Source organism: Microvirga lotononidis (assembly GCF_034627025.1).
In the GTDB taxonomy this organism is placed as follows: domain Bacteria; phylum Pseudomonadota; class Alphaproteobacteria; order Rhizobiales; family Beijerinckiaceae; genus Microvirga; species Microvirga lotononidis.
In genome coordinates, this window is the sequence record NZ_CP141050.1 from 785,041 (window position 1) to 811,583 (window position 26,543).

At 60.4% G+C, this 26,543-nt stretch carries 28 protein-coding genes and 1 riboswitch; of the genes, 11 read left to right on the forward strand and 17 right to left on the reverse strand.

Going from position 1 to position 26,543, the window contains the following annotated elements; translation table 11 throughout:
* The first annotated feature begins 123 nt into the window (after positions 1 to 123).
* From U0023_RS33370 to U0023_RS33380, 3 genes are all read left to right on the forward strand, one after another.
* Complete coding sequence (locus tag U0023_RS33370) at positions 124 to 924, forward strand: alpha/beta fold hydrolase (RefSeq protein ID WP_009762561.1); 801 nt, start codon at positions 124 to 126, stop codon at positions 922 to 924.
* Positions 925 to 1,561: 637 nt separating this feature from the next.
* Positions 1,562 to 2,524 (forward strand): MBL fold metallo-hydrolase, encoded by a 963-nt coding sequence (locus U0023_RS33375; RefSeq protein ID WP_009762562.1) that lies wholly within the window; start codon positions 1,562 to 1,564, stop codon positions 2,522 to 2,524.
* Between the two features lie 302 nt (positions 2,525 to 2,826).
* Positions 2,827 to 3,762, forward strand: coding sequence for an IS30 family transposase (locus U0023_RS33380; RefSeq protein ID WP_456085533.1), 936 nt, complete (start codon positions 2,827 to 2,829; stop codon positions 3,760 to 3,762).
* A 54-nt stretch (positions 3,763 to 3,816) separates the two neighbouring features.
* Here the strand turns inward: U0023_RS33380 and U0023_RS33385 are convergent, their stop codons facing one another.
* The 13 genes from U0023_RS33385 to U0023_RS33445 all read right to left on the reverse strand — a co-directional run bounded on the left by U0023_RS33385 (position 3,817) and on the right by U0023_RS33445 (position 16,588).
* Positions 3,817 to 4,419 carry a hypothetical protein gene (locus U0023_RS33385; protein WP_009762563.1) on the reverse strand — a complete coding sequence of 201 codons (603 nt, stop codon included), beginning with the start codon at positions 4,417 to 4,419 and terminating at the stop codon, positions 3,817 to 3,819.
* 15 nt (positions 4,420 to 4,434) lie between these two features.
* A riboswitch (ZMP/ZTP riboswitch) is annotated at positions 4,435 to 4,514 on the reverse strand.
* Between the two features lie 131 nt (positions 4,515 to 4,645).
* Positions 4,646 to 6,736, reverse strand: coding sequence for a type IV secretory system conjugative DNA transfer family protein (locus tag U0023_RS33390; protein ID WP_009762564.1), 2,091 nt, complete (start codon positions 6,734 to 6,736; stop codon positions 4,646 to 4,648).
* Positions 6,733 to 7,803, reverse strand: coding sequence for a P-type DNA transfer ATPase VirB11 (virB11, locus tag U0023_RS33395; RefSeq protein ID WP_009762565.1), 1,071 nt, complete (start codon positions 7,801 to 7,803; stop codon positions 6,733 to 6,735). Before virB11 ends, U0023_RS33390 begins: the two co-directional genes overlap by 4 nt.
* The gene (gene virB10, locus U0023_RS33400) at positions 7,769 to 9,016 is read right to left on the reverse strand and encodes a type IV secretion system protein VirB10 (protein ID WP_009762566.1); all 1,248 of its coding nucleotides are present in this window, start codon (positions 9,014 to 9,016) and stop codon (positions 7,769 to 7,771) included. Before virB10 ends, virB11 begins: the two co-directional genes overlap by 35 nt.
* A gap of 6 nt (positions 9,017 to 9,022) precedes the next feature.
* Entirely contained in the window at positions 9,023 to 9,859 is an 837-nt protein-coding gene (gene virB9, locus U0023_RS33405) for a P-type conjugative transfer protein VirB9 (protein WP_009762567.1), read from the reverse strand.
* A complete protein-coding gene (locus tag U0023_RS33410) occupies positions 9,856 to 10,575 on the reverse strand; it encodes a virB8 family protein (RefSeq protein WP_009762568.1) in 720 nt (239 codons plus the stop codon). The genes virB9 and U0023_RS33410 overlap by 4 nt, the downstream gene beginning before the upstream one ends.
* A gap of 12 nt (positions 10,576 to 10,587) precedes the next feature.
* A complete protein-coding gene (locus tag U0023_RS33415) occupies positions 10,588 to 11,505 on the reverse strand; it encodes a type IV secretion system protein (RefSeq protein WP_322883875.1) in 918 nt (305 codons plus the stop codon).
* Positions 11,506 to 11,644: 139 nt separating this feature from the next.
* Positions 11,645 to 12,253, reverse strand: a complete 609-nt coding sequence (locus tag U0023_RS33420) for a hypothetical protein (protein ID WP_009762570.1) — start codon at positions 12,251 to 12,253, stop codon at positions 11,645 to 11,647.
* Positions 12,254 to 12,262: 9 nt separating this feature from the next.
* Positions 12,263 to 12,904 carry a hypothetical protein gene (locus tag U0023_RS33425; RefSeq protein WP_009762571.1) on the reverse strand — a complete coding sequence of 214 codons (642 nt, stop codon included), beginning with the start codon at positions 12,902 to 12,904 and terminating at the stop codon, positions 12,263 to 12,265.
* Positions 12,901 to 15,315 (reverse strand): VirB4 family type IV secretion/conjugal transfer ATPase, encoded by a 2,415-nt coding sequence (locus U0023_RS33430; protein WP_009762572.1) that lies wholly within the window; start codon positions 15,313 to 15,315, stop codon positions 12,901 to 12,903. The genes U0023_RS33425 and U0023_RS33430 overlap by 4 nt, the downstream gene beginning before the upstream one ends.
* A 13-nt stretch (positions 15,316 to 15,328) precedes the next feature.
* Positions 15,329 to 15,712: a type IV secretion system protein VirB3 gene (locus tag U0023_RS33435; protein ID WP_407667450.1), complete on the reverse strand. Its 384-nt coding sequence runs from the start codon at positions 15,710 to 15,712 to the stop codon at positions 15,329 to 15,331.
* Complete coding sequence (locus tag U0023_RS33440) at positions 15,619 to 15,960, reverse strand: TrbC/VirB2 family protein (protein ID WP_009762574.1); 342 nt, start codon at positions 15,958 to 15,960, stop codon at positions 15,619 to 15,621. The genes U0023_RS33435 and U0023_RS33440 overlap by 94 nt, the downstream gene beginning before the upstream one ends.
* A gap of 13 nt (positions 15,961 to 15,973) precedes the next feature.
* Positions 15,974 to 16,588 (reverse strand): lytic transglycosylase domain-containing protein, encoded by a 615-nt coding sequence (locus tag U0023_RS33445; protein WP_009762575.1) that lies wholly within the window; start codon positions 16,586 to 16,588, stop codon positions 15,974 to 15,976.
* 42 nt (positions 16,589 to 16,630) lie between these two features.
* Here U0023_RS33445 and U0023_RS33450 point away from each other — a divergent pair, with 42 nt between their 5' ends.
* Genes U0023_RS33450 through U0023_RS33480 form a run of 7 tightly spaced genes read left to right on the forward strand, consistent with a single transcriptional unit; the run spans position 16,631 to position 20,106 of the window.
* Positions 16,631 to 17,158 (forward strand): hypothetical protein, encoded by a 528-nt coding sequence (locus U0023_RS33450; RefSeq protein WP_245272962.1) that lies wholly within the window; start codon positions 16,631 to 16,633, stop codon positions 17,156 to 17,158.
* A gap of 40 nt (positions 17,159 to 17,198) precedes the next feature.
* A complete protein-coding gene (locus U0023_RS33455) occupies positions 17,199 to 17,549 on the forward strand; it encodes an LPXTG cell wall anchor domain-containing protein (protein WP_009762577.1) in 351 nt (116 codons plus the stop codon).
* 1 nt (position 17,550) lies between these two features.
* A complete protein-coding gene (locus U0023_RS33460; RefSeq protein ID WP_009762578.1) occupies positions 17,551 to 17,994 on the forward strand; it encodes a hypothetical protein in 444 nt (147 codons plus the stop codon).
* A complete protein-coding gene (locus U0023_RS33465; RefSeq protein WP_009762579.1) occupies positions 17,991 to 18,722 on the forward strand; it encodes a type IV secretion system protein in 732 nt (243 codons plus the stop codon). The genes U0023_RS33460 and U0023_RS33465 overlap by 4 nt, the downstream gene beginning before the upstream one ends.
* Before the next feature lies 1 nt (position 18,723).
* Complete coding sequence (locus U0023_RS33470) at positions 18,724 to 18,906, forward strand: hypothetical protein (RefSeq protein ID WP_009762580.1); 183 nt, start codon at positions 18,724 to 18,726, stop codon at positions 18,904 to 18,906.
* The gene (locus U0023_RS33475) at positions 18,899 to 19,495 is read left to right on the forward strand and encodes a thermonuclease family protein (protein ID WP_009762581.1); all 597 of its coding nucleotides are present in this window, start codon (positions 18,899 to 18,901) and stop codon (positions 19,493 to 19,495) included. The genes U0023_RS33470 and U0023_RS33475 overlap by 8 nt, the downstream gene beginning before the upstream one ends.
* Before the next feature lie 50 nt (positions 19,496 to 19,545).
* Complete coding sequence (locus tag U0023_RS33480) at positions 19,546 to 20,106, forward strand: hypothetical protein (protein WP_154661080.1); 561 nt, start codon at positions 19,546 to 19,548, stop codon at positions 20,104 to 20,106.
* 80 nt (positions 20,107 to 20,186) lie between these two features.
* Here U0023_RS33480 and U0023_RS33485 read toward each other — a convergent pair whose 3' ends face one another.
* From U0023_RS33485 to U0023_RS33500, 4 genes are all read right to left on the reverse strand, one after another.
* Entirely contained in the window at positions 20,187 to 21,527 is a 1,341-nt protein-coding gene (locus U0023_RS33485) for a M10 family metallopeptidase (protein ID WP_009762583.1), read from the reverse strand.
* Between the two features lie 61 nt (positions 21,528 to 21,588).
* Positions 21,589 to 22,434 (reverse strand): invasion associated locus B family protein, encoded by an 846-nt coding sequence (locus tag U0023_RS33490; protein WP_009762584.1) that lies wholly within the window; start codon positions 22,432 to 22,434, stop codon positions 21,589 to 21,591.
* A 10-nt stretch (positions 22,435 to 22,444) separates the two neighbouring features.
* Positions 22,445 to 24,289 (reverse strand): YadA-like family protein, encoded by a 1,845-nt coding sequence (locus tag U0023_RS33495; RefSeq protein ID WP_009762585.1) that lies wholly within the window; start codon positions 24,287 to 24,289, stop codon positions 22,445 to 22,447.
* 98 nt (positions 24,290 to 24,387) lie between these two features.
* Positions 24,388 to 24,780, reverse strand: coding sequence for a hypothetical protein (locus tag U0023_RS33500; RefSeq protein ID WP_040638594.1), 393 nt, complete (start codon positions 24,778 to 24,780; stop codon positions 24,388 to 24,390).
* Positions 24,781 to 26,188: 1,408 nt separating this feature from the next.
* On the opposite strand from U0023_RS33500, the gene U0023_RS33505 reads away from it, so the two are divergent.
* Complete coding sequence (locus U0023_RS33505; RefSeq protein WP_009762588.1) at positions 26,189 to 26,521, forward strand: single-stranded DNA-binding protein; 333 nt, start codon at positions 26,189 to 26,191, stop codon at positions 26,519 to 26,521.
* Positions 26,522 to 26,543 lie beyond the last annotated feature (22 nt).

The following is a 26,543-nucleotide window of genomic DNA, read 5'->3' on the forward strand; positions in this document are numbered from 1 at the left end:
CAAAGCCTCGTAAGTTCTCGGTGTAGCCTCGGTGCGAGGTAAAGGTCCGTCTGCGATCAATGGTCCCAGATTCGGTCGCCAGCGCTGAGGCCAAGAAAAATCGGCCAGAAAGAGAAACCGGAAGTGCCAAGCCAACGATTCGATTTCCAGAGTTCGAAGGAGAATAAGCTATCAGGACTTGTCGAGCATCCCGAGACTACGCCCCTGGGCTGGGCGATTCTTGCGCATTGCTTCACTTGCGGCAAGGATAGTCTCGCCGCCACACGCTTGGCTCGGGGCCTTGCGTATGCCGGGATTGGTGTCCTTAGATTCGATTTCGCCGGAATCGGCAAAAGCGGCGGTGATTTCGCAGAGACAACTTTTTCGGCTGACGTTGATGATCTAGCGGCTGCCGCTGAAGCAATGACAGCTGCTGGCATGCCTCCGTCGGTGCTTATCGGGCATAGCTTGGGCGGAGCAGCAGTACTGGCAGCCGCAGACAAAATTCGAACTGCGCGAGCAGTCGCGACAATAGCGGCTCCAGCTCGTGTTGCCGATATCCTGCGTCAATTCGATAAAGGGGCCCTTGAGAGGATTAGGTCCGATGGCGAAGCCGAGGTGTATCTAGCTGGTCGTCCGTACATCGTCCGTCAGTCTTTCGTTGATGATGTCCAGAATTATGACTTGAAGCAGCATGTCGAACGTCTTCACCTGCCGTTGTTGATTATGCATGCACCGAATGACGATACAGTTGAGCTGTCAAACGCTTCGAGTATCTTTGCATCCGCCAAACATCCGAGGAGCTTTGTCTCACTTGGTGACGCGGATCATTTGCTCGCCCAGCCCGCCGAAGCCCAGCTTGCTGCTAGAGTGATCGCAGCGTGGGCTGACCGCTATTTGGCGGGCTTTTCGGCTCGACTGTTCAACGTCGAACGATCCGGTTGAGACGTCTCTTAGGCAACCAACGAGGGAGTTTCCCAACTTGCGACGCGCAGTAGCAAGCATCGCTTCATTTCCGATGAGCCAGTCAGCGTCGGCGGCGTTAGGGGCGCTCTCTTCCCTTTTATGAAGCTGCCTCGGCTGGCCTCGTAACCTGCGCCACGATAACAATGCGGTTGTACGCGCAGCGACAGGGATTACCGCTTTCCGCTCCACTCGCCTCACAACCAAACACAGGAGTTTCCTTGTACGTCAATAGTAGAGATCAAGCTAGTCAGTGCACAGCGGTGCCTTAACCGCCTTGCTTTCCAGCGTCTGGTGAAAGTCGTGAGGTGCACTGTGCGTTACGTTGGCAGTTCGCCACTCGCCAAACCACGATAAAATCTGTTGGCGTGTTTTTGTGACGTTCCATCGCGTGCAGCAGTACCCCGCAGTCAACGGCATCGTTCGGCGCGCGAGAGCCTCTGCTCCTTTACCAGCCTCTTCACAACGATTCGTCGCTGCGGTCCGCTGAGAGCACAGTAGCATTAGGTCGAGTACCGAGTATGCCCAAGGATAGCTCGACCGCGAACACGCTTCAACATAGCGTCAATGACGTGGCTCATGATCGACAAGCCTCGATCACGCAAAGCAGGAGCGCATGATGCCTGAAACAAAACCCCGTGCGATTAGTCAGCAGGAGACAAACATGAACTTGGACAACACCTCGCCCACCGTTAGACGTGGGCCCGAAGAGTTGGTTCCGTCGCGCTATGCGGTACGAGTGGGTGAGATTGACGTGCTGGTGGTCAGCGATGGGGTGCTGCCGCTTCCGACCGAGATGTTGGGATACAACGCTGACGCGGCTACGCGAGCGGCCTGGCTGAACGACATGTTCTTGCCATCGGACGCTTTCGATTGGGCGCTGAACGTGGTCATGGTCCGTAGCGGCAATCAGACCATACTCATCGACGCTGGGCTGGGATTAGACCCGAACTTGAACTTGCCGCGGGCCGGGCAATTGATCAAGCGACTGGAATCGGCCGGCATGGACCTTGCCTCGGTGACCGACGTAGTACTTACCCACATGCACATGGACCACATCGGCGGGCTCCTCGTCGAAGGAGTGAAGGACCGGCTACGTCCGGACCTGCGGATTCATGTGGCCGCTGCCGAGGTCAAGTTTTGGGAGTCGCCCGACTTCACCCATGTCCACATGCCGCCAGGGTTCCCAGACGCGCTTAGAGCCACCGCCAAGCGGTTCGTGGAAGAGTACCGCAGCCAACTGGTGCAGTTCGATGAGGAGCACGAGGTGGCGCCGGGCGTGGTTGTCCGTCGCACCGGCGGCCACACTCCCGGGCACAGCGTAGTCCGCCTAGCATCCGGCGGCGACCGCCTGACGTTTGCCGGCGACGCTGTTTTCGCGGTCGGGTTCGACCATCCCGACTGGCACAACGGCTTCGAGCACGACCCCGAGGAGGCGGCCCGCGTCCGCGTCCGCCTTTTGAAGGAACTGGCGGCGACGGGCGAACAGTTGGTGGCTACTCACCTGCCGTTCCCTTCCGTCGGCCGGGTGGCGGTCGACGGCGACGCTTTCCGTTGGGTGCCGGTCTACTGGGATTACTGACCATTTGTTGGGTTAGGTCGGAACCAGACGACTGCATGTGATCGGACAGCGGGTCGATTGCTGCCCTGTGTGACACCGCCGGTATCTTAGCCAGCCTAGAATCCGGCTCCTCTACCGCGAGCAGGTTAACCTGCTCGCGCCTGTGCCGCACCGGCTTTTGCTCCAGCGTCATGCTGGTACAAGGGCTAAACTCAGGACAGATTCGACATGTCAAGTGGCGCGTTATGGGAGGTCTGTAGAGTGTCCCCACGCCGTTCTGCTTTTCGGCCACAACCCTCTGTTCGACCGATGCCCGGCATCATCTGATAGTTCGCTACATATACCGGGAGATCAAACGGAACTGGGTTCACGATGAAGAGCCGTTGTATCGCGGCTATTTCCATGTGGCCGCCGACATGCAAGCCCGCGCCCGGCGTCAGCGTCTGGGCAAACTCTCCCGCAAACCGGTGCTCGCGGTCTATGTCATGGATCGCCTCAAAGCTGGATGGTCGCCAGAGCAGATTGCTGGCCGTCTGCGGGCATCCGGTGCTCCTGAACGGTTGTCGCACGAGACGATCTACCGGTTCGTCTACAGCTCCCAAGGACAAAAGCTCGGGTTGTACCAGGATCTGCCCATGGCACGGCGCCGGCGGCGTGTGCGCTACCAGCGCAAACCTCGCGGCCTTTTCATTCCGGCGAGTAACACCATCGAGCAGCGTCCACCGGAGATCGCAGCCCGCACCAGCTTTGGTCACTGGGAAGGCGATCTGATGATGTTTCGCAAGGAGCTGGGCAAGCACAACCTTACGTCACTTACGGAGCGCCAGAGCCGTTACACGATCCTGACCCGCAACCGAGATCGCAACTCGACAGGGGTCATGACCGGCATGATCGAGAAGCTGAAAGTCCTGCCGGAGACGGCGCGTCTGTCGATCACGTTCGACCGCGGGACGGAGTTTGCCTATTACCCGTTGCTCAAGCAGAGGCTCGGCATGGACAGCTATTTCTGCAAGCCACAGGCCCCCTGGCAGAAAGGCACGGTCGAGAACACCAATGGCCGGGTTCGGCGCTTTCTGGCACGGGACGCGGACATTGCCACTTTGCCCGAGGAGGCTCTGCTTGAGATCTGTGATCGGCTCAACGGGACACCGCGCAAGTGCCTGGGCTATCGCACACCCAAAGAGGTCCTGATGAGTTCTCTGGATCCGGGACTGCCGGAGCTGTGCAACCCTGATCAGCTCCGCCCCGGCAGTCCCTGACCGACCGGGAACCGATGCCCGCCAACCGTCGCACTTCGGCTTGATTCCACAGCGTCATCTCCCCTCAAGGAAGGATCGCAGCGGAGCGTCTGACCAGACCTGGATTTCGATGTATTTTTCGAAGGGGCGCTGAGAGTAACCGTCATATCCGTGCTCATCCACATCACTAGGCAGGCCGTACTCTTGGACAAGGGCTGGCAACTCTTCGAGCCTGAAGGCTTTCTCGTGATAGGGCTTTGGTTCGTATGGAAGGCTGAATTGAGGGCCATAGGCCATGGCCGTAAAGCTGTCAGGGTAAGTTGCGCTCGTTACATGCGTCGGGAGTTGGGACAGGGGAATGCGAAGCTCCCGGGTATCTGGACTGAGCCCCTTGAACCACTCAGATTGCCCCAGGATCAGATAGTGAGGTGCATGACGCTCCGGCTGGCCTCCCACCTCAATGAAGAGCCGTCGCAACTTTGTCTCTGTTAGCCGCCTCAACTCCATGTAGCGCCGTCCGAAGATCCGTTTGGACGAGCCGGAAGCCCCTTGCCGGTTAAGTTCGCTCAGGACCCGGACCAGCTCGGCTTCCGACAGGTCTGAGAGGTTCAGGAAGGGACAACGGGAGCCAAGGTAATAGTGGGTGGCAAAGGAAGGCATATTGGTTGATGCAGTCATGGGTCACCAGAGTCGGAAGGGTGCCCAGGCGAGCGGCATCATCGATCTGCGCTCCCCGGTGGTATCCACCTCGGTCGCCAGTCACGCAGACAGTCCATTGTGAAGGGCAGCGAGGACGATAGCAAGTCTGATCCAAGTCCCTCCGCCCTGCCCTTCGACTGACCTGTCTATTTGGCAGGAAGCGGGACATTTCTATCTTGCATTGGCACGGTTTTTAGGGCGCGGCTCAGGCGCGAATGAAGGCGCTTATGTCCGTTCCCGGCTCCAAAAATCCGGTTCTCGCCTCCTCTGCAACCACGTTCCGAAGCCGTGCGACGACAGGATGGGTTTTCGCTACCGCTTCCGACTCGCTCAGCAGCTTCCTTAGGCTACCGAAGGCAGGCAGATCGAGGCTGATTACCTCCTCTTCATCCTCGACAGCAGTTGCGGCCACCACGCCCTCAGAGGCAGTCCGCTCTAGCACTTCGACGGCATACGGCTCAGAGATTGGGGTCGCAATCGCCGCTACAGGTTCCGGCGCGGCAATCGCCGGTTTCACAGACTCTGGCTCGGGTGCAGCCGTCACGGCCTCGGGAGCCGGTTCAAACAGCGGCCCCTCTTTGAGCGGTTCGAGGACCGGCACATTCAGCGCCTCGCCGAAGCCCGCCACTTTCTTGCGCGCCTCGATATAGTCCCGATCCAAGAAGAAATGCAGCTTGTCGAGGACCGCGCCGTTGTGACCGCGCACGAGGAGCAGAGACTTGCGGTTGTCGAAGCGGCGAACCGCGTCCGAGCTAATGAGAGGTTCCGCCTCAAACCGGCCGGATCGGGAGTTGGAGCGAAGCCCCATGCCCCCCTTCCCCGGTGACGAACTCCATCCTTCCCGCAGTATGTAGTGGCGGCCGAGCTCTTCCGAGACGTAATCCGCCGTGGCCTTGTCACCGACCGCAATGTTGAGTTTCACATCCATGTTGCCGAGGAGCATTTCACGGATGGGCTTGCCGTAGCGCGCATCCAATTGCGGGATGTTTTGGGCGATAATGGCAATCTTGAAGCCGTAGCCGGCGACGAGCGGCGTCTTGTCGACAATCTCCGGCAGGCGTCCGAACTGGTAGAACTCATCGAGCATCATGAGGAGCTTGTGAGGTTCATCTTTCCCCGGCAGCTCGCGCATGAGGACATCGTGAACCTGCTGGATGAACAGGCGAATGAGGGCTTCCGCCGACCCGAGATCGCCGGCAGGCGTTCCAATGAACACCGTGAAGGGTTTCCGGCGCAGTTGCGCAATATCGAAGTCGCTCCGGCTTGTGGCGGCCGCCATGAGTGCGCCGTTCCAGGCGTTGAGCGCGGTCATGATATGGGCCTCGAACGAGGGCCGTTGCTCGGGATCGCGGCTTATGTGTTGCCGAAACTTGTCCGCCACATAAGGGTGCAGGTCCGGTTCCTCATTCAAGATCGTCTTCATGACGGAGGCCAGGTCCTTGCCGGTGCTAAAGAGCCGGACCACGGAGCGGATTGTCCGCCGCCGTTCCATCCGCTTGCTGTCGAGGACGTACCCTAAGAGCCCCGCGAACACGCTTCGCGCGGTCGCGGTCCAGAAGGCGTCTCCCTTCTCCGGTGACGGCATCAGGGTATTGGCGATATTCTCAATTTCCGTGGAGCGGCGCGGCCAGTCCGACACGCTATCGAGCGGGTTCCAGCAATGGGACTCGGCCGAGCCAGGGCTGAACAGAAAGACCTCCTGGCCCATGGCGAGGCGCGCAGGCCCGACCTCCTGCCACATCTCCTTTTTGACATCGAGGGCAATCAGCGAGCCGCGCCATTCGAGACCATTGGTCAGGACGAAGCCGACGCCCTTACCGGAGCGGGTAGGGCCGTTCACATAGATATGGCTATCGCCGCTGTAGCGGATCTTCTTGCCCTTGTAGGAGCCGAGGACGATAGACTTGCCCGGCACCCCATCGAGAAGACCGGCTTTCTTCAAGTCGGCTTCGGTCGCAATGCGTGCCGCGCCCTTGGGCGCCTTCACCTTCCAGGGCTGGAAGTAGATCAACGCGCCGATCGCCACCAGGGCGAGGATTTCACAGAAGAGGGCGACCGTTGAGACCGTGACAAGCTTCATGACCATGGGATGCCCCCAATAGGCAACCACCTGGTCAAGAGCCGCGCGCCAAGAGCCATCAACGACGACAGCCTTCCACATGGCCGTTTGGCGGCTCAGGAGGTACGTGGCGGCCGCATAGTTGAACGACCAGACGACGAACGCCCCGCTCAGGACTGCGATTGCGCACACGACGAGAGCGCCGGCTTTCACATACCGGCCGAGTTTCCTGTTCACCGCCCTGCCCTCTTGAACTTGCTGAAATAGATGTCCGCCACGCCGCGCGTCGGCTCTTTGCGGAGTTGGACAATGACCGGGACCGTGGCGCGAATGATGTCCATCAGTTCGGCTTTGGTCAGGCCGAGACCGGCTTGCAAACAGGCCATCGCGACCCGGATGACCGCCGTCTGAGGCGAGTTGGCGTGAACCGTACTCAGGGAGCCGGGGTGCCCGGTATTGACCGCCTGGAGAAAGGTGAAGGCGTCCGCCCCGCGGATTTCCCCGAGGAGGAGCCGGTCCGGCCGAAAGCGCAAGGCGGCTTCCATCAGATCCAGGACCGTCACCTTGGCGAGCCCCTGATCGCCCTTCGAGGCCAGGAGGGAGAGCCAGTTGGGTTGCGGCGGCTTGAGCTCTAGCGTGTCTTCGAGCGTGACAATGCGCTCGCGTAGCGGAACTTCCTTGAGCAGCGCATTGAGGAAGGTTGTCTTGCCCGAGGACGTGCCGCCCGAGACGAGGATCGTATATTTGTTCTCGGCGGCGAACTTGAGCGCCCTCATGCGCCCTTGCGGGCTTGGATCGCCCAGGAGTTCAAGAAAGACCTCATCGGTTGCGTCGATGTCGTCAGGGTCGACCTCATGCGGTCCTGACGCCTTGACGGCATCGAACGCCCCCCTCGCAAGGTAATCCTCCAACGAGTAATCGCGGATCACCTGCTTGCGGATCGAGAAGGCCCCACCGCTTGGGGTCGCAGGCGCAAGCACGCCCTGAAACCGTTCCCCGAATGGCATGGCGGCCGAGAGAAGCGGCGTGACCTCATTCACAGACTGGTTGGTGTAGCTCGCAACCTGTTGCGCGATGCGCTGGATCTGGAGGCTCGACAGGGCCAGGACCTCATGGCGCTGCATATCGGCATGGCGGGTGGATTCAATCCAGACCTCCCCAGGCCGATTGCACATGATCTCGATCACTTGGGGATCTTCGAGCCAGGGCCTAATCGGCTCGCAGGCTTGCCGCAGGAAAACCGGGAGCGTGTGCCACACGCTCACCGGCTCACTTGTAGACGGCTTTTGAACGACGTAGTTCATTCAATGCCTCTTTGACCGGATCTTGATACAGACCGGAGAAATCAAGGTCTCTGCGCACGAAGACCATGATCCGCGTTCCTTGATCGACGTGGATGGTCGGCGGGATGTTGATCGAGTCCTTGAGCGCCTGGTTGGCAAGGTCGGACATCGTTTGAGCGATGGTCTGTTGCGCTTGGGTTTGCGCCTGCTGCTGGATGTAGGAGCCGCCCCCGGCAACAGCCGATTGGCCGTCGCTGTTCAGGCCAGCAATGAAGGAGCTCACACCGCCGACGACGCTGAGCAGGATCGCGGAGCCGAACCGCTCGGGGTAATGGTTGTCCACGTCACCCGCGAGGCCGGAACGTCCAAGCCCATCCGTCCCGTAGGAGCCGGGGGACACGGACACGCCGTCGGCGCGCAACATGCGGGTCCAGGCCACCAGAACCCGCGTCTGGCCGCGCGAGAGGCCGGACTTGTACTCGCCGGTCAGCATCGTGCCCTTGGGGATCAGCACCCGCCGCCCGTCGAAGGAATAGACATCCTCGGAGGTTATCGCCCGCACCATGCCGGGCAGGTCCGATTGAATGGCGGTCTCAAGCGTGCCCCGGATCATGGTTCCTTGCGGGATCAGGGCATCAATGCGGTTGTTCTTGGTCGCGCGCGCCGTCTCGACATCCTGCGACGACGCCCGAGCCATGAAGGCGCGGTTCGAGTCCGTCTCAGGCCCATCCACACGCAAGGCCCCTCCCCGCTCGGAGCCGCCAGCAAGGGAGCCCTCGCCTTGGCTGCCGCCGTCGAAGATCAGCATACCGGAGCGGAGCGCCGCCAGCCGGCGCGCCTCTTCCTCGCGCCGCCGCTTCTCCTCTTCGGCCAGCCGCCGCGCCTCGCTATCGTCAAGGACCGGCGCAGGCTGGAGCACGGCCACCGCTGCCGGAGCCGGAGGCGGCGGAGGAGCCGCGACGACCGGAGGCGGTTCGATCACCATCCGGTTGTCCTTTTTCGGCGGCGGCTCATGGAAGTCCCAGTTCACATTCCGGGCTTGCGCCGTGTTGAAGGTTTCCGGCTTTTCCTCTTTCACAGGGTTGGCGCTTTTCTGGCTGGAACTCCAAATCCAGGCCAGAACGCCGAGGGTCGCGGCCACGAGGACGAACAGGGCAAAGCCGTTCGCCCGGCCGGTATGCTTCACCGGCAGACCGGACCCGGCCTCTTCGGTTTCAAAGTCAATGCGTGACATCGAGGATCAGCCCTTTGCCTTGATTACGGGAGCCGGAGCCGGGACCGGTTCGCCCACCATCTGAATTTCGGGCTGGATCGGGGTCATGATCGACTTCGGAGACTCAGCCGGTTGAGCGCGGAGATTGAAAACGCAGGTCGCTTCATTGTTGCCGCGCAAGGTCCATTGCGCCGCCACCTTATCGACCACGATCACCTCACCCTCGCGTCTGTGATTGATGAGGCTTTCGGTTCCGTCCGGATTGACGAGGAAGATCCCCGGCACGTCGCCGGCAAACTTGAAGTAGGTCTTCACGCCATCATCAAAGATGTTCTGTGGCGCGTTCAGGCTGGAGCCCTTGAACCCATAATCCAGATTGGCATTCGCCGCGTTCTGCTTGAGTTGCTGGAAATTCGGCATCGCGGCCATGCGCTTGGCCTGTTCGAGCATCCGGGCATCCACGATTTCATCCGGGTAATCGAACCGCAGCTTGAACGTCATATCCTTGTTGTTGGGCGAGCCAGCTTTGAGCAGGAAGTTGTAGATCCGCTTGTTGGTGACAATGTTCATGTTCGTCACCGCATCGCGTTCCAGCGGCTTGATGAACAGGAATGCCTTGCTCTTGTCGGGCACCGCCTGCCAGGAGACGCTATCGCCCATGGCGACCGTCGCAATCTGTTCATCCTTGCCAAAGACAATCATGGTCGAGACGCCGAGGGTTCCGGCGAGCGACACAACGTTGTCCTTGTGATAGGTCACGGTCCGAATGCGCTGATCGGCCTTGACCGCCGCAGGCACGAGTTCGGCCGAGGCGCCAGAGGACAGGGCCACCAGGGCGGCCAGGGTCAAAAGAAGCTGTTTCACTTTCCGGCCTCCGCCGTAACGTCCACGGTCTCTTGATCCTTGCGGTACTCGGTCACTTGGAAGCCGAGTGGGTTGTCAAAGCGGTAGTCGTTCCGCATGGGTTCCGAGGTGTACCGGAAGCGGACATTCGCCACCCAATGCTCCGTGACACTCTCCCGGTCGTTGCGCCGGGTCGTCTGGAAGCGCACCGCCGCCGTGCGCTCATTGAGGAAGATCACAGACTTGACCATGACCGAAATCGTCGTGTCCGCTCCATAGCGGCGCATCGGGTTCTTGAGGTTCGAGTTGTCAAACTCGTTCTGGAGATCCCGGCTGGCCGTCCCGGTCGAGTACAGCAGCGCCATCTCGTAATTGTCGCGCAGGCCCTTCGGATCGTAGGTCTCGCGAGCGCGGATGAAGCGCACGATATTGCCGCGCGTCACGGCCTCTTGCTCCGAGACCGTTCCGCCCTGTTCGAGCGGCCGCGCCACTTCGACAAAGCCGGTCGTCTTATCGACCGTGAGCGTGACCACCTCGAAGGTCTTGAGCGGCAGAAGGAGCAGCAGGCTTCCCAGGGCCGCCAGGAGGCAGAGGCCGAGGATCAGGGCGACGCCCCGCCACACGCGAAGCGAGTTCAGCGTCCGCTGATACACGGACTGCTCCCACCGCACGCCTTCATCATAGTAGCTCGGGTCAACGAGGGCCGGAGAGGCGCTATTGCTAGCCAGATCGGACATGGGGGTTCTCGCTTACGAACGATTGTTTTTGAGGTGAGTGATGAGAAGCTGTTGCTTCTGTTCTGCAGGGCTGGGAGCGATTGAGGCTTGCTGACCATCCGGGGCGCTGGATGTGACCGCGTTCGAGCCACCACCGCCAGATCTGCCCCTCAGTTTCCGGTAGCTCCACATGGCAATCTTGCGCGGCGCGTTCACAAGCTTGCGGTCGCGCCCCTCAGTGGTCAGGCGCGAGCCGCCAGCAATGCCCTGAGCGATGGCAAGGCTCTGATAGGTCAGGAAGTAGCCCACCGCGCACATGAGGAGAAATGGACCAACGACGGTCAGGGCCGTCGAGAGGTCTTTGATCGAGTTGGACATATCATCGAGCGTCGTCTTGAGCAGGACAATGTAGAAGCCGAGGATGCCATAGACGATTAAGGGAATGACCGCATATTGCATGCACGAGCGCATCCAGCCGTCGAACATCGGGAGGGAGATCTGAAACAGGGCGAACGCAATAAAGATCGGAGCCAGCCCGAGCAGGACGAACAATGCGATCTTGCCGAGAATGACGAGGAAGACCGCCGCCGCGACGAACACACCGGCCACGATCAGGACGATATAGGCGAGGATCTGCATACCGAAGCCTGCGATACCACTGGCCGCGCTGATCTTCTGTTGCGCCTCACTGGCCGCCGTCCACACCTCGCTCAAACTGTTGGAGATCCCGCTGACGCCTGCCGTGCAATCGGCCCCTCCTCCCACCGCCTGACAGACGATTTGCCCGAAACCTTCAGGAGCTTTGGTCAGGACTTCGACAATCAGGACCTGGAAATCGCCCCAGGAGAAGGCGAGCGTGTAAATCAGCATCATGCGACCGACGCGCCACAGAAACACAGGGGCCGAGACGCCCACCCGGCCGATCAGCAACTCATAGCCCCAAAACGCCAAATAGATTGCCATGGCCGCCAGAAAGACCGGCTGGAGCTGACCCGCAAGCTGCGTGTAGATCGCCTGGATGGCTGAGGCTCCCAGGGAATCGACCTTATTGAAGAGGGTGCCGATAATGTCGTTCACAGATCACCTCTGATCAGCAATCGTAGCCATCATTGTTGTTGGTGATGCAGGCGACGTTGTAGCCGGAGCCTGAGACCAGATACTTGCAGACGCTTGTTCCCGCGCCGTCCTTCGTCCCGGCTGTATTGCAGTCAAAGCCAGACTTCACAAAGTTTGCGAGCTTGCCTTCCGAGCCGCAACCAAACTGGCAGGCTTTGAGGATCGAGGATTGTGTCAGGGTTGCGCACTCCCCCTTGTAGCAAACCCGCTGTCCCACCGCGGATGTCAGGCCGTTGCTTTGCGCTTTCGCCCATTCGTCCTTTTGGTATCGCATCCAAGCGGAGACCTGCGCTTGTGGATCGCTGAGAAACTGCTCCGGCGTACCTTTGTAGTACTGGCTGACGGTTCCCCCTGTGCGGCTGTTCTTGGCCGAACAGAACTGAAACGCGCCATAGCATGCATAGCCGTTCACGACCGGAGACGTTGAGCCGAAACTACCTTCGCTCGCGCTCACGTTCGCAGCGTAATCGGCACAATCGGCAGACATCCCCGCGTTCATCAGGCTTACGGCGTTCTCGCCCGCGAGGGCGACGGTCGCAAAAAGGCAGGCCACGGCGGCTAGGATCGGACGCGAACGGTACATCGGGGGGCGCTACTGACCTGTGGAGGGGGAGTCTTCGACCAGACGCGCCTTGGCGCGGTCATAGGTCAGCATCTTTTGGCGGCTGCTGGCCTCTTCGATCTGCCGCAGCAGCTTGTCGTTCTCATACTGGAGGCGGATCGAACCGGCCTGGATCGCCTGCCCCCACACGCCAACTGTGCCGATCCGAGCTTGCGAGTTCTGGTCCCAAGCGCCCTGGAGCGACTGCACGCCGCCGATCTGCGCCTTGCCTTGGTTAAGGCCCTGCATATTGGCCTGGATCACGGCGGCCAGGGCGCCGATCGACTGCGCCATGGCGGCGTAGTTCTTGCCCTGGACAGCATTGATCACGCCAAGCGTGCCACCGACCAGCGCCGCGACATCGATCCCGTTCACGACGCTCGAGGCTTGACCCGGCCCAATGACGTAGGAGGTTCCGGCGTTCATCGAGCCGCCACCGGATTTCGGGGCAGCGACACTTTCTTTGACCCCCTCAGTCGGCTTGACCGTGTTCGCCTTGTAGGTGCGCGACCGCAACATGCAGCGCGCCGTCTTGTCCTCTTCCTTGAGGCGAGCCGCATCATTGGTCGGCACTTGCGCGAGAGCGCCCGTCGTGACGAGCGCGCCCAGTAGGACGAGAGCAATCCTGTTCATGGGCTGACCTTCCATCCGCAGAAGTGGGGAAGCCACGCGGCCGGATCGTCGCCATACTGCCTCCGCAGGGCCGCGCACTCCTCAACCGTGTCCCTGTTGCCGGAGAGGACTTCCACAAGATCGCGCATGTCCGACAAATCGAGGCGCGCAATCACCGAGTCCAAATCATGCTTGATGAGGAACTGACGCGCCTCCGGCTCCGTCGTTCGGACCCACTCAAATTCGCGCCGTGACAGCTTGAAGCCGCCCAGGTAGCTTGCTTCATCGGCCTTTGGGTTCGGAAAGAACAGGTTGGTTGGGGTCTGCTCAAGCAGGGTATGGGCGATTTCCGCCGATACGATGTCCTTGGCCGATTGCGTCCCGAAGCCGACGCAGCCGTTGAGCTTACGGATCGTCTTGAGCTTATCGTTGAGGAAGCCCGAGAACTTTTGATCGCGCAGGATCTTCCAGCCTTCGTCAATGAACAGCATCAAGGGCGTGCCATCCATAAGCCCTTCGATGCGGTGGAAGATGTAGCCGAGAGCCGCCGTGCGCAGATCGTCGTCATCGAGGATCTTGGTCATGTCGAAGCCGAAGATCCCGTTCCCGGCCGACCATGAATCCACCGGGTTGTTGAACAGCCAGCCCCGCGCGTTCAGCCAGACCTCGAAGCGCGAGGCCAGGTCGTCGTGCCCTGCCCTCTCCCGGCCCCGCAGAAGCATGGTCACATCTGATAACCGCCGATCCGCAGCCGGCACTTCAAAAATCTGATCGACGGCTCCCTCGATGATCTTCTCTTGTTCAGCCGAGAGCTCGCGGTTGTCGGCGGGACGGACCATGAAGCGCAGGAGGTTTTTCACAAACTCCCGGTTCCGAGGCGTGTCGGCTTGCTGAAGCGGGTTGAAGCCGGTCGGAGTGCCGGGTTCCAGGGTCTCATAGCTGCCGCCCACGGCGCGAATGAAGACTTCCGCGCCCTGGTCCTTGTCGAAATAGGCGCAACGGGGTTGCGGCTGCACCCGCATGGCTTGGGCCATGAGGAAGGAGAGCGCCACGGTCTTGCCGGAGCCGGTTGGACCCACGACGGTAAAGTTGCCGACCTGGCGACGGTGGAAATTGAAATAATAGGGCGTGCTGCTGGTCGTTTGCAGCAGGGAGATGGCCGGACCCCAATGGTTGCCGTCACGGCGACCCGGGGCGAAGTTATGAAGCGAGCTAAAGGCCGTAAAGTTGCGCGAGGTGATGAGAGCCCGGCGCGCGATATAGGGGAAGTTGCCCGGCATCTGAGCCCAAAAGCAGGGCTCCGCGTTCATGTCCTCCCGAACGACCGTCATCCCGAGCTGTTGCAGCTCGTTTGTCGTGTCCTGAACACACCGCTCCATATCGGCCAGCGTGTTGCCGAGGCACATGACCGTCAGGTGATGTTCCCCGAAGACGGCGCGGCCCGTCGTCAGTTCATCCCGAGCGACAGAGATAATCGCCTCGACTTCCGTTCCGCCTTCGTCCGAGGCCGCAATCTGGCGCTGAACCTTGCCGATCTGTGCCAGGACCGGAGCGCGGTCTTGAATGGCGAACGATTGTGAAACAATGAACTCGCCCTTGATCTTGAGGAGCCCGTCAAGCATCCCCGGCCCGGTATAGGCGGGATATTCACGGATCGAGACCATGCCGCCATAGCGGTTATCACCGGTCACAGGACCGCGCAGTTCGAGGGCACGCTTGCCGAAGGTGATCCGACGCGTGGGGAGATAGGTGTCCAGGCCCATGCGCGGCAGAAGCATGGGGATCTCGACGCCGCCGTTCAGGAGTTGGCCCAGGAACTCGCAGGGCTCCGAATAGACCGAGCCGTTGCGCGCCACCAGGGACAGGACCCGAGCGCCATAGCCGGCGAATTGTTGGGTCAGGTTGTTGACGGCCTCGGCCAGTTCCTTGCGTGCTTCCTTGTCCAGTTCGGACGCCGAGACACCTGCCGCCTTGCGGAAACCCTTCATGACCCTATCGGCCATGCCGACCTTGCCGGTGAAGCCCTTGCGGATCACGGTCAGGTAGAGGTCATTCACAAACATGCGCTGATCGCGGATGCTTGCGGAGTACCGCTCATTCAGAAGGTCACAGAAGGGGTTCGCGAATTTGCCATCGAGCGTCGGCCGAATTTCGCGCCGGATGATATGGGAATAGACCGCAAAGCGGCTGTCGTTCAGGGCACGAACAAACGTGTTCCGGCCTTCCAGCTTCAAGTTGATGTCGGCCTGGTCCGCCGTCTGAAAGCAGAAGCCGTCGAACTTCACAAAGGACATGAGCATGCCGTCCTTCGTGCGAATGGTCTGGTCATCCACATGCCGCAGGTACGGCAGCATATCGGCGATTTTCTTCTCGCGAGAAGCAACCGCTCCGAAGGACAGGAGAGGACGAACGGCCTTGTTCACTTGGCTCATGCCGGGTCTCATTTTAAGGCGAGTAGGAGTCACCGCCCCAAAAGCGGCGGTTGCGGGTGAAGGGGCAGCGCCCGAAGCGCACGAGAACAATGTCCATGAAGCGCGCATCCCGAACGGTCAGGATGTAGGCGATTGCGTGCACCGGGATCACCAGCAAGAACATGAGGAGGTTCTTGGAGTTGATGAAGATCAGGACGACAAGGCAGAACTCCAAAACGAACAAAACGTATGGAATGCCAAGCATCATGGGCGGCCTCGTGAGGCCGCCAACCAGAGGATCAATGTGAGGCGCTTCCTCGGACACTAGAGACCACCGCCGCCCGAGAGAGTTTGGACGATCTGCGCCCCACCGAAGATAAAGGCGACCCCAACGACGATGGAGAAGCACATCATCCACGGAATGCGGGAGGTCAGGGCGAGGTAGCCGCACACGCTGACGGCAATCGTGGCGGCTGTGGTGGCGAAGGTTCCGGTCAGGAAGGCCAGGACCTTCGAGAATGCGTTCTCGATAGGCTGGAAGGCCCCGCTCCCGCCGCCCAATTGGGCGTAAGCGGGATCCGCGCTCACGACAGCGGCAATGAGAGCAATCCCGGCGATCAGCGCCAGGGTGGTAGGATTAGACAGGTAGGCTCGAAGATTGTTCATAAGGGTATCGTCCTCAGTCCACATAAAGAACCGAGCCGCCGATCCACTTTTGGCCGGAGGCGTCAGTGCGTGATGCGTCAGGCTCTTGTGCAGCCGTCGCTTTTTTCCGACTGGCTCCCGAGCGGCTACCGCCCTTCAAGGAGTTGTCGAAACCGTAGTAGGAGTTGGCGACCGTCGCGACGTAGCGCACAGTCTCGGAAATTGGGGGGACGCCTTTGGCGTCGTACACGCGCCCAGGGCCGGCGTTGTAGGCCGACAGGATCAGGAAGATGTTGCCGCCGAACTCAGCGGCGAGATCCTTGAGGAAGGCTACGCCGCCGCGAATGTTCTCGGCCGGGTCGCAGATGTCCTTGACCTTATACATGGCCGCCGTGCCGGGGATCAGTTGCATCGGACCGCGCGCGTTCTTGTCCGAGTTGACCCGCGCGCCATTGGCGGATTCCTGATCGACAATGGCGAGAGCGAGCTTTGCATCGACGCCCTGCTTTGTGGCCTCTTCTTCGACCAACTTGCGCACAAGGCCAGCCTCGACGGGCTCGCAGAGCGGAGCCACGTCGGGCGTTCCGGTCGTGGTCGCGTGAGCCGATCCGGCAGCCAGCAAAAGAGTGAGTACAAGAGCCGGGCGCATGTGTATCTCCTTGTCTGTCACTAAATATTGCGGTATCACCAAATGAGCAAGCAGAATGTACGAGCAAAAATGCGAAGTTCAGCACAAATGACAGTGGCGCTTTTGGCGCTCGCAGCCACGCCCGCAGCGGCTCAGGATGCGTCGTTCGGATGCAAGGTTTTGCTTTGCGCGGCGGCCTCTACGCCGTCATGGACCGGCATTCCCTACTGCGTTCCGGTCATGCAGCAGTTGTTCAAGCAGCTTGCCATGGGAAAGCCGTGGCCGGTCTGTTCAGAGGGGAATGCGAGCGCGCCCGGCTATGAGCCTTATGAACCTTGTGCGCCTGGAAAGGTCAGCGTTCGCCAGAACGACGAAGGCCACTTCATAACCGATGAGCAAGGGGGACAATGCACAGCCCTTGTTGCCGACAACGATCCCCGCTTTAAGGAACTCAACTGTGAAGCCGGTCATGCCTGCATTGATCCCAATGCGCTTGAGCGGCGGATCGGCAGAGAGAAGCCCTACTATGTCGATCTGGCATATGGCGGGCAGACGAAACGGTTTTGGTTCAGCCTGAACGGCGCAGACTAGGGGCGCTCGGGCGTAAACCCGCATCATGAGGAACCCGGTCATGTCCAAGTATAATCCCTACTCGATCTATGATCCGAACTCACCCTACTATGACGACCCGCCTGTCTACCCGAAGGTATCGGGCGGAACGGGATGGCCGATCCTTTGGGTCGGAGGCTTCGCAGCGTTGTTCTTCTGGTCCTATGTTGCGCCGGTCTTTTATACGCTCGCGTACATTGGCGATTTTCTCTTGCAGTTAGGCAATCCGCGTGGGGTTGTGGAATGGCAAGGGGATAGCTCGACCTACACTATCGTTGTGGCCGGTCTCACATGCGTTGCGCTCCTTGGGGGCGTCTATTGGCTTCTCCGCCGCGTTTGGCGGTTCGTTCGATCCATCAGGCAGGGGTACTAGAATGCGTCTGAAACAGATCACCATGATTGTGGCGCTTGCCGTTGCCTGGACCTCTCCGGTTCTGGCACAGCAGCAGAAGCTTCCCCCCGGCTACACGCTCAATCCGACGCTGATGTATAAGAACGTTGCGCAAGACCCGGATGGAATCTGGTCTGCGAACGACCTTGTTCCCGTTGGAAGCCCTGCGCAGCACCCCGACATCGCAATTGCCCGTGTCTCAACTCCCGCAGGCGAGTGGATCCTTTCACAGATCCTCGGCGGGTGCAGCATGCAGAGCGATTGCCCGTTCCGGCTCATTCTCAAGCGGTCGAATGGAAAAGCGGCAAAGGTCGCGGGAGGCGTCTTGGCCGAGGGCGGAACGGCAGTCCTGTCCGCCGACTACTCGAAGATTTTCACAGAGACCTATTCCGGCGTTGAAACCAACCCCGTTGAGGTGCCGAAATGACCCGCCGTTTCGCGGTCGCCCTGACCCTATCCTACGGCCTTCTGGCCCTGGCCGTACCTGTCAGTGCGCAGGTGCCGGTGATCGACTCCGCCACGCTCTCGCAGGCGACGCAAACTGCCTCGAACACGGCGGCGATCATGCAGAGCAACCGACAGATCATGCAGACCGTGCAGGAGACGTTGAAGGCCGTCACCGGCAACCGGCAGACCGGCTCCATCGCCAGCGCAGCCCTTGGGTCCGGCTTCAATATGTCGGGTGCCCCTTCCCTCTCCTCAATCCTTGGCGGCGGCCAGATGGCTTGGGGCAATCTCGGAGAGTTCGGGCAGGTTGCGGCCGGCATCATCAACGGCCTCAAGCTGGTGAATACCCTGACAGGGATCAGCGGCTCGAATGTCTCCGGCACCGATAAAGCCTATCAGGGAGCCGTGAACACCGCGACGGCCTTGCAAGGGATGGTTGCCGGAACGCAGTCCGCCGCCTCCACCCGCACCAGTGCATTCCAGGCGGCAGGCGGTCAGATCGGGACCGCGCGGGACATCAAAGGGTCCATCGACCAGAACAGCCAGTTGCAGGTGCAAACCGGCCTGACGGTCAACGAACTTATCGGCGTCATGAATGCCGCCAATGGCGCCCTGAACGCACAGCAGATGCAGGAGCTTGCCGGGCAGGCTCACGCCGCGAAAGTGCTTACCTATGACCGCTCGAAAGCCCGGTTGGTTGCCCCCTGACATGACACGATTTCTCTCCCGTTTGGTCACCGCCGCCGCACTCGGCGTCGCCGTTCTCGGCCTGTCGGCCTGTGCCGGGCACAAGGAACTCAAGGCCCCCTGCTCTCTCTCAGGCCCATATTTCAGCGCATCCGCCTTCGCCATGGACAGCGATTGCGGCCCCTTGAGGATGCTCAATGAGTGAGGCATTCGCCCCTGTGCGTGGCGCGAGCCGGACGGCCTGCCGAGCCTTGGGTTTCGCAGGAGCCCTCTTGGCCGCCACCTTGAGCCCGGCCGCCGCGCAAGCTTCGGCCCAGGCGCAACCGGCCTTCGGCATTCCCAAGGACGGCGTGACCTTCGAGACCGGCGACACCTGGCAGCAGAACGGCCAGAGGATGCGGCTCTATGGGGTCCAAGCCTGCATCCGAGGGACAACATTCACAAACCCGGCTGGAGGAACGGTCGATTGCGGCGAGGCGTCCTTGTCCTACCTTGCCGCTGTGATCCGTGACACCTCCCCCTCCTGTGTCCCGGTCGCGCAGATCGCCGGGGCGCCGGCGACAATCATTGTCGTTTGCACGGCCCAGGTCGGAGGGCAGACCCTCGACCTCGGGACCATCCTGGTTTCCCAGGGTTTCGCGTTTGCCTCATTCTCAAACGACGCGAAGCCTGTTTACATGCCCTATCTCGTGGCAGAGTTAACGGCTAAGCAGGCGAAGCGCGGCCTTTGGGCCGCGTCCGACCTGCCCCACCCCAACGCCCTCTTGTTCAAGACTGTCGGCAATCAGCGATGAGTTCACGTAGCAAATACATCAGCGAATGGAAAAAGGCTCAGAAGGCGCTCTTGCCCGATATGAGGGAGACCAAGGCGTTCGTGAGCTCTGAGACCTATGACCAGCTCGTTGAGCTAGCGCAGAGCCGCAACGAACGCCTGCCGCTGACAATCGGGCGGGTTCTGGATTTCGCCCTCAGCGTCATTCACCAGAAGGAGCCCGAGGAGCTAAAGCCCGAGCCGATTGTTTCGGCCACTCTCGAGGTCCCGGCCGAGGCGCTGTTGAAGGCCATCCTCGCCAGCCGGTTCCCGACTGACACCGGAGCGGCGCGGCTGCGCCAGTTCGCTTTCGTGCAGATCCTGGCCGAGCACAACGCCCGAGGCGAGGGGCTGTCCTCGACCGAGCTTGCGAACCTGACAGGCGGATTCCGGTCGCAGATGGATCTTATGGCAAAGTTGCTCATGGGGCGCGGGATCATCACCCGTAAGCACGCGACCGGCCATAAGGGCGCGAAGAACGTCAAGCTCTTGATGATCGCGAAAGACGCGCTCAAGAACCTGAACGACGCCCACATTGCCGAGACCGGCGAGCCGATCGAGGGGATCAAGGAACTCAAGAAGATGGGCCGGTAAGGTCTCCCCTAGCGGCCCCGCAGCCGACACAGCCTAAAACGAGAAAGGCCGGTCCGTATCACAGACCGGCCTTTTCCCTGTCAGATCACCAGAAAGTCTTTGTGCGTGAGTGCCAGGCCCTTCTTGAGTTGCGCGAAGGCGAAGGCTTCGCCCGGTCCCGAGCCGTCAGGATCATACGACACCAAGCCGGTCTTCTTGTCGTAGATGATGAAATCGTTGCCGTCCGCGGCCGCCGATCCCACCTTGAAGAAGCTCTTTGCCAGATCGCCCTTTTTCGTCAGGGCCGTGAAGACGGTCCGGCTCAGCCAGATCGTGTCATCCTTCACGTTGAAATCCGTGATCCGGTCGATGTCGCCGTTCGTGGGGTCCGTGTCGAACACGAACGCATCCTTGCCAGCGCCGCCCGTCAGAACGTCCGAGCCCCACCCGCCATAGAGCTTATCGTCCCCGGCCCCGCCGTTGAGGGTATCGTCGCCAAGGCCGCCGTAGAGGGTGTTCTTGGCGCTGTTGCCGATCAACACATCATTGCCGTCGCCGCCAATGGCTTTCTCGATCACGGTCTTAGGACCGATTGAGACCGTGGCCGTGAGATATTGGCCCATGGCCCACTCAATCGGGGCGCTCAAGCTGCTGAACTTGCCTTCGCGCAGGTCAATGGTGACACCCACGGTCCCGACGTATTTGATCGTATCGTTGCCGCCGGCGTCATCAATTGTCTGCCAATACTTCTGCCCCTCCTCGAAGACATACGTGGTGTTGCCCGCATTATGTTTCGCGTTGCGTCCGTAGAGCGCCTGGATCGCCAGAAGGTCATTATACATGGGGGTGGTCGGGTAGAAGTCTGGTCGGTTGGATTCCCCCGTTCCAACAGCATTGTATGCCATCACCGTGTAGAGCAGGCTGTCGTGTTGCAGACCGCTCTTCCCACCGCCGCCTTTGTCGGTAGGATGTTTGAGGCCGAGAGCATGACCGATTTCGTGCATGATGAGCTTGGCGCCGTGAATGCCCGCCGCTGCGCTCACGTCTGAGGTTGACGATATCCAGACATCCCCGCCGCTTGGGTTGGATGAAGGATAGTAGCCATAGCCGCCTGAGATGTCCGGGCTTTTCACAAACCGGAGCTCGCCGACCTTACTGCTGGTTTCGGTGACTTGGGAGAACTTGAGCCCCGAGACGTCAGACCACTGCTTGAGGGCATTCTTGATCCCGGCGACTTCCGTTTCGTTGTAGGTCTCGACTGCACGCTTCGTGTAAACGTACTTGGACACCTCTGGACGTGCCACGCTCCACGTCAATGTCACGCCCTTGCCGACATCGCCGCCCCACTTAACGCCATTGAGAAGTGTTTTGGCTTTGCCAATCGCAGGAAACGCATCGCCATAAAAGGTCGCCGGAACGGTGTTGCGCTTAGGTGTTGCCACGATCTTGCCCCTTACATTCAGCCTAGTATAGCAGGCGTTCTATTGCTAGAACGCTTGCCGGTCAGTTGACCCCATAGATCTTTTTCAGAGCGTCCGGCATGGGATCGTTCGTGCGCCGGATGGTCTCGAATTGACGGCTTGCCACCCTTTTCCGCTCCGGCTTGTTCGGCTTTGCAGCCGCCGCATGTGTCGAAGCCGTTTGGACGGCGGAAGGCTCATCCACCAGCGTATCGAGAGCCGTCATGAAGCCTTTCATCGAGGCTGCAAGCTCAATCGTCTCAGAGCCGAGTGCATAGCGGAAGCGGATGTTGCTCGCACCCAGGATCAACTGTTGCGCGGTCGTGTCGGCCGGAATGTAGAATTCACAGGTCGAACCGGAGCAGGCCCATTCCTCCTTGCCGAACTCACGGATGAAGCCACCGATCGCCAGTTGGACCTTGTTGGCCGGATTGGCCGCAGCCGGGAACGAGACGAGAAAGAACGGCTTCTTCTGTGAGGACTCGACCAGCTTCCACGTCAGCGCCCACTTGCCGCCAAGCCCTAGCTCTTGCTCAAGACGGCAGACGCGGCGGTTGCGGGACTCGATTTCGTCACAGGCCAGCCGCCAATCGCCATAGAAGCGTGACGACGACACATAATCACCATCACTCACCGGCTCACCGGGAACAATGGCGCTCGCCAGCGCCAGCCGCGCCAGTGCAGGCGCGGCGGCTTGAGGAGCGGGAGCCGGAGACGCCGGTTGCGCAGGCGCGGCCGGAGCCGGGGCTTGCGCCTGGGGCGCTTCCGCCTTCGCATCTGAGGGAACGAGCGGCTGTTGTGCCAGGGCCGCCGATCCGATCAGGGTTATGGCGCTCACCGCCGTCAGCGCCAGGAGCCCGGCAAACTGGATCTTCGAGTAATCTTTCATCGTCAGCCCCTTAGTTCAGCGTGAAGGACATTCCGCCCGCCACGCCCCATTCCCCGTCAGTCGTGCTTGCGGAAATGTTGTAGCGTGCAACGCCGTCGTCGCTGTTCCAGCCGACGCCGATCGCCATGGCCGACGAGCCGCGCCAGTGACCGGCACCAGCCGCGACGCTGGCCTTGCCGGGACGCGGATCGTATCGGAGAGACCCCGTAGCAAGGCCGACCGCCGCCGCCGCCCTTGCCTCTTTGCGGACCTCCGCGACTTCGCCGGAGAGCGCACTGAAACGACGATCCACATACTCCTGCATCACGCTCATGCGGTTGTCGGTATAGGTCTTCCCGCCCCCGGCCGCCGCCCGAAGCTGACGCAGGTTCACCGCGTCAAAGTCCTGTTGACCGTCCGCCACATTGCTGATCTGGACCGGCTTGCTCTTGTCGCCGCCGCGCAGAGTGACCCGGTTTCCTTTCGAGCCGTCCTCATTGCGGTCATACTTGATCGTGGCGTCATCGAGGGCGGCAATCGCGCCGCCCACGTTCCGGTACTCGCGATCCTGCACCTGATAGGTCGGCATCAGGACCGCGCCAGGGTCGGTTGCCCCCGCGACGGAGGCGACCGCCGATCTGCCGTTGATCGTCTGTCCGTTGCCAGGACCGACAGCAGCTCCGCCACCGAGAGCAGCCGCCAGGGCGCGAAGCTGCGCCACGTTCGCGGCGTCGGTGTTTTCCGTGCCAGCCGCCACATTGGTAATCTGCCGCTCGGCGCCGGCCGCACCGACCGAAACGGAATTATCCCGATCTGTCTTGGAGCCGTCCCCGAGGGCGACCGAGTTGTTGTGCGAGGCCACCGAACCGGCACCCACGGACACCGTTTTGTCGCCGGTCGCTTGCGCGTCCGGGCCGTTGCTGTTGGTGCGGAAGTTGGTGATGCCCTTACCGGCATTCACATTGTTGATCCAGGTCGAATGCTGATCGACCGTGGTTATGATACTGGAAACCTTCGTCTCGACAGTCCCAAGCCGCGAGGAGTGATCCGCCAGCAACGCGGTATGATCCGCCAGAACCGTTTCGGCCGCATCCAGGCGCGTCCCATGAGAGGCAACCGTTGTCTCCAGTCCGCCGATCCGGGTCTCATGGTTGGCGAGCGTCTGGTTCTGAGCATCATTGACCGCTTCGACAGAGTTCAGGCGGTTATCCTGCTGAACGTTCTTCTGTTCGACCCCATCAAGGCGGGCATCTTGAACGGCGTTCTTGTTCTCTACATTGGTTAGGCGGTTGTCTTGCTGAACGTTCTTCTGTTCGACCACGGCAAGGCGGCTGTCCTGAGCATCGTTCTTATATTCGACCTCGGATATGCGGTTATCTTGCTCCCTGTTCTTCTGCTCGGCTGCGTCGATCCGGCCCTCGTGGTTGACGATGGTTTGGTTCTGAGCGGCGTTGACCGCCTCCACCGAGCCGAGCCGAGCCTCATGATTGTTGATCTGGTTCGTGATCGCGGGGTTGAGCCGGATCGGGCTTCCAGCCGTGCCGTTGCCGAGGATCGTTGAGCCGTCCGTTACAGGTAGATCGGGTTCTGCTCCACCGCTACCGTTACGGATGTTGTTGATCTGGTTCTGCAGGTTGGAGAGCGCGTTGTTGACCTCAGCTGCGCCGGCCCAAACGCCATACTCAAGGTTGGGCGTAGACGCCGAGGGAAGGCAGTTCGCCGATTGACCTGCGGAGATATCGTATTTGACGATACAGCCGGCTGAACCCTGTACCTTGGGGGCGGTTTGCGCGAGAGCGCCAGGGCTAACACCAGAAACGGCAATCGCGGCCGCAACGAGGGCCGCGATGAAACGAGGGGGAGAGTGCAGGGACATGAGGCTAGACCGCCATGAGAGAGGGATCGCTTTGAGGGAGGGAGCTATTCACAGATAGCTTTACGCAACTCGTAGTCTTGGAGGGGGTGTCGGGCGGCTCAATGCCGCCGTGCAGGATGGCGGCTGTCCTGCCACATGCAGGCTTGCGCGCCGATCAGCAGGTTCTCGACAATGCTCTTGGGTTCGTCTGGATCAGAGACAGCCCCGGCTCTCTCGACCGTTTCGACCCACTGCTCCGCGATTTGCTCAACCTCATGGAAGGAAGAGCCCGAGCCGAGAGCCCACAGCAATCTACTGAAAGCACTCAGGGCGTCAGAGCCGGTCGATTTGGAAAGGGCCGAGCCCGTCATGCTCGCCTTGGTGAATTGATCCTCTGCGAGAGCGGAATCCGCTCGTACTATCGCGAGGCGCTGTGCCTGGCCATTCATGATCTTACGTCGCCTGAAAACGATTGAACTGTGAAAGGCTTGCGTTCTCAGGACGATAGGCATTCGCCCCTAAAGACAGGGGGAAATCAATGCGCTACTACTTCCGCGCTCAACTTATGTAGAGCGTCTATGGATTCGTATCGACGTGAACCGTTAGCAAACCTTAACGTCGCTCTAGAGGGAATTAAGAGGTGGTGCAAGGGCCCAGATCGCAATTCAAGGGCGAATCCCTTTCCCTCGTCCGTAAGGCCATCATTCGCATCGTGTTGGCAGACCTCCTTAGAGAAGAGTCTGGGGCCATGGCGGTGCAGCACGTGGGAATTCTGTGGATAATTTATGAGTACTCGGATTCACAAGATCCGATTACCACTGCGAGATTGAAGTCACTAACCCAGATGACCTCAACTGCGATCATCAGGATTGCGGAGCGCCTAGAGAGTCTTGGCTTGATCAAACGCAGACTCGTCACTGCGAGCCACGGCCGAGGCCGTGCGTGGGAGTATCATCCGGCATTGCCCGACGATCTTATAGGCGAAGCCGTGAAGGGGATCCTCGCTGCGGGAACGCCACTTCCACCGCTCTAGACTTTGAGCAAGCGCGTATAGGCCTCTCATCGCCTCGATGGACCGCCAGCATCACCGTCAAAGACCGAGCCAAGAAATGAAGGCCGGAACAACCGCGCTGATATGTGTCTGCGCGAATATGGCACTGCGGTCTAGATCTTTACTCATCAAACGCCCTCTCGACCGGGATCCGAGGTGATGCGCTAGGCGCTAAAATTTGCTGTTAAACATGGTCACCTTGGCGCTTTCTTTATTTCCCTTATGCGTCTAGTTACCGGCAGCAACTGTGAAAGTTGTCCGGGAAGTGTGTGACCTAGACAGAACAGCAATTTTACCTCGCAGAGAGTGTACAGGTGCCGGGGAGCACCTACCCGGCCGCTGGCCGGTTCCCATCCACAGGTCAGGTGAATGTCGTTGTCGGTGCTCTTCATCCCTGCCTCGTTCTTCCTACACGTCTTGGCCACCCCTCTCGTCAGACACGTGGCAAGATCCATGCGCGCCGCATCCGTGACGATTGAAGACGCGGTTGTAGCTGAACATCCAGATTCAGACCTTACTGCACCTGGCGCGTTGGAAACGCGACTTTCACGAAACCGACCTACGCGGCAGAAGTGGTGTCTCGGACCAACCCAGGAAGTGGGTTCCGGCCTTTCGCCAGAGTGGCGGCCAACCCCTCTTGCTCTTGTGAATCCCTATGCCGGCACCTTCGGTCCCGAAACCATCGCGGCCGGGAAATTTCCCCTGCCCTTCGGGCATTCCTCGCCATCAGGCTCCGCCTTGCAAATTTCCCTTTTGCTCAGGTGCACCGCTTCGCTCCGCCCCCTTGAACGGGGTTCAGGCCCGCCCGCGCCGTCATGGCCGGGTTTCATCGCAACGGGGTCTCAGCCCCACCTTAAAGGAAAAAGACCATGAGAAACGTCGCAAAGTTTGAGATCCGCGGTCAGGTTGTCCGCACCAACCAAGTCGGCAAGGCCCTGAAAGTCACCATCGCCGCCAACTACCAAGTGAAGGATGGCAACGAGTGGAAGGATGATCCGCACTACAACACCGTGACGATCTTCAATGAGCGGACGCAGAAGTACATCGCGGACCATATCGGGACCGGCGATCTGGTCCAGGCCGAGGGCCGCCTTCGCCAGGGAAGCTTCGAGAAGAACGGCGAGACCGTCTATACCGTCGATCTGATCTGCGACGACTTCTCCCGCCTGTCCCGAGCTTCCAGCAACCGCGAAGAGGGCTAACGCCCTCAAAGAGCGGGGGCAT

Coding starts and splice junctions, on each gene's coding strand:
- virB10 (WP_009762566.1), bottom strand. CDS start 9,016: ATGTCACGCATTGACTTTGAAACCGAAGAGGCCGGGTCCGGTCTGCCG.
- U0023_RS33440 (WP_009762574.1), bottom strand. CDS start 15,960: ATGAACAATCTTCGAGCCTACCTGTCTAATCCTACCACCCTGGCGCTG.
- U0023_RS33465 (WP_009762579.1), top strand. CDS start 17,991: ATGACCCGCCGTTTCGCGGTCGCCCTGACCCTATCCTACGGCCTTCTG.
- virB11 (WP_009762565.1), bottom strand. CDS start 7,803: ATGAACTACGTCGTTCAAAAGCCGTCTACAAGTGAGCCGGTGAGCGTG.
- U0023_RS33410 (WP_009762568.1), bottom strand. CDS start 10,575: ATGTCCGATCTGGCTAGCAATAGCGCCTCTCCGGCCCTCGTTGACCCG.
- U0023_RS33385 (WP_009762563.1), bottom strand. CDS start 4,419: ATGACTGCATCAACCAATATGCCTTCCTTTGCCACCCACTATTACCTT.
- U0023_RS33420 (WP_009762570.1), bottom strand. CDS start 12,253: ATGTACCGTTCGCGTCCGATCCTAGCCGCCGTGGCCTGCCTTTTTGCG.
- U0023_RS33470 (WP_009762580.1), top strand. CDS start 18,724: ATGACACGATTTCTCTCCCGTTTGGTCACCGCCGCCGCACTCGGCGTC.
- U0023_RS33475 (WP_009762581.1), top strand. CDS start 18,899: ATGAGTGAGGCATTCGCCCCTGTGCGTGGCGCGAGCCGGACGGCCTGC.
- U0023_RS33460 (WP_009762578.1), top strand. CDS start 17,551: ATGCGTCTGAAACAGATCACCATGATTGTGGCGCTTGCCGTTGCCTGG.
- U0023_RS33455 (WP_009762577.1), top strand. CDS start 17,199: ATGTCCAAGTATAATCCCTACTCGATCTATGATCCGAACTCACCCTAC.
- U0023_RS33430 (WP_009762572.1), bottom strand. CDS start 15,315: ATGAGCCAAGTGAACAAGGCCGTTCGTCCTCTCCTGTCCTTCGGAGCG.
- U0023_RS33375 (WP_009762562.1), top strand. CDS start 1,562: ATGCCTGAAACAAAACCCCGTGCGATTAGTCAGCAGGAGACAAACATG.
- U0023_RS33445 (WP_009762575.1), bottom strand. CDS start 16,588: ATGCGCCCGGCTCTTGTACTCACTCTTTTGCTGGCTGCCGGATCGGCT.
- U0023_RS33450 (WP_245272962.1), top strand. CDS start 16,631: ATGAGCAAGCAGAATGTACGAGCAAAAATGCGAAGTTCAGCACAAATG.
- U0023_RS33500 (WP_040638594.1), bottom strand. CDS start 24,780: ATGCCTATCGTCCTGAGAACGCAAGCCTTTCACAGTTCAATCGTTTTC.
- U0023_RS33505 (WP_009762588.1), top strand. CDS start 26,189: ATGAGAAACGTCGCAAAGTTTGAGATCCGCGGTCAGGTTGTCCGCACC.
- U0023_RS33495 (WP_009762585.1), bottom strand. CDS start 24,289: ATGTCCCTGCACTCTCCCCCTCGTTTCATCGCGGCCCTCGTTGCGGCC.
- U0023_RS33490 (WP_009762584.1), bottom strand. CDS start 22,434: ATGAAAGATTACTCGAAGATCCAGTTTGCCGGGCTCCTGGCGCTGACG.
- U0023_RS33425 (WP_009762571.1), bottom strand. CDS start 12,904: ATGAACAGGATTGCTCTCGTCCTACTGGGCGCGCTCGTCACGACGGGC.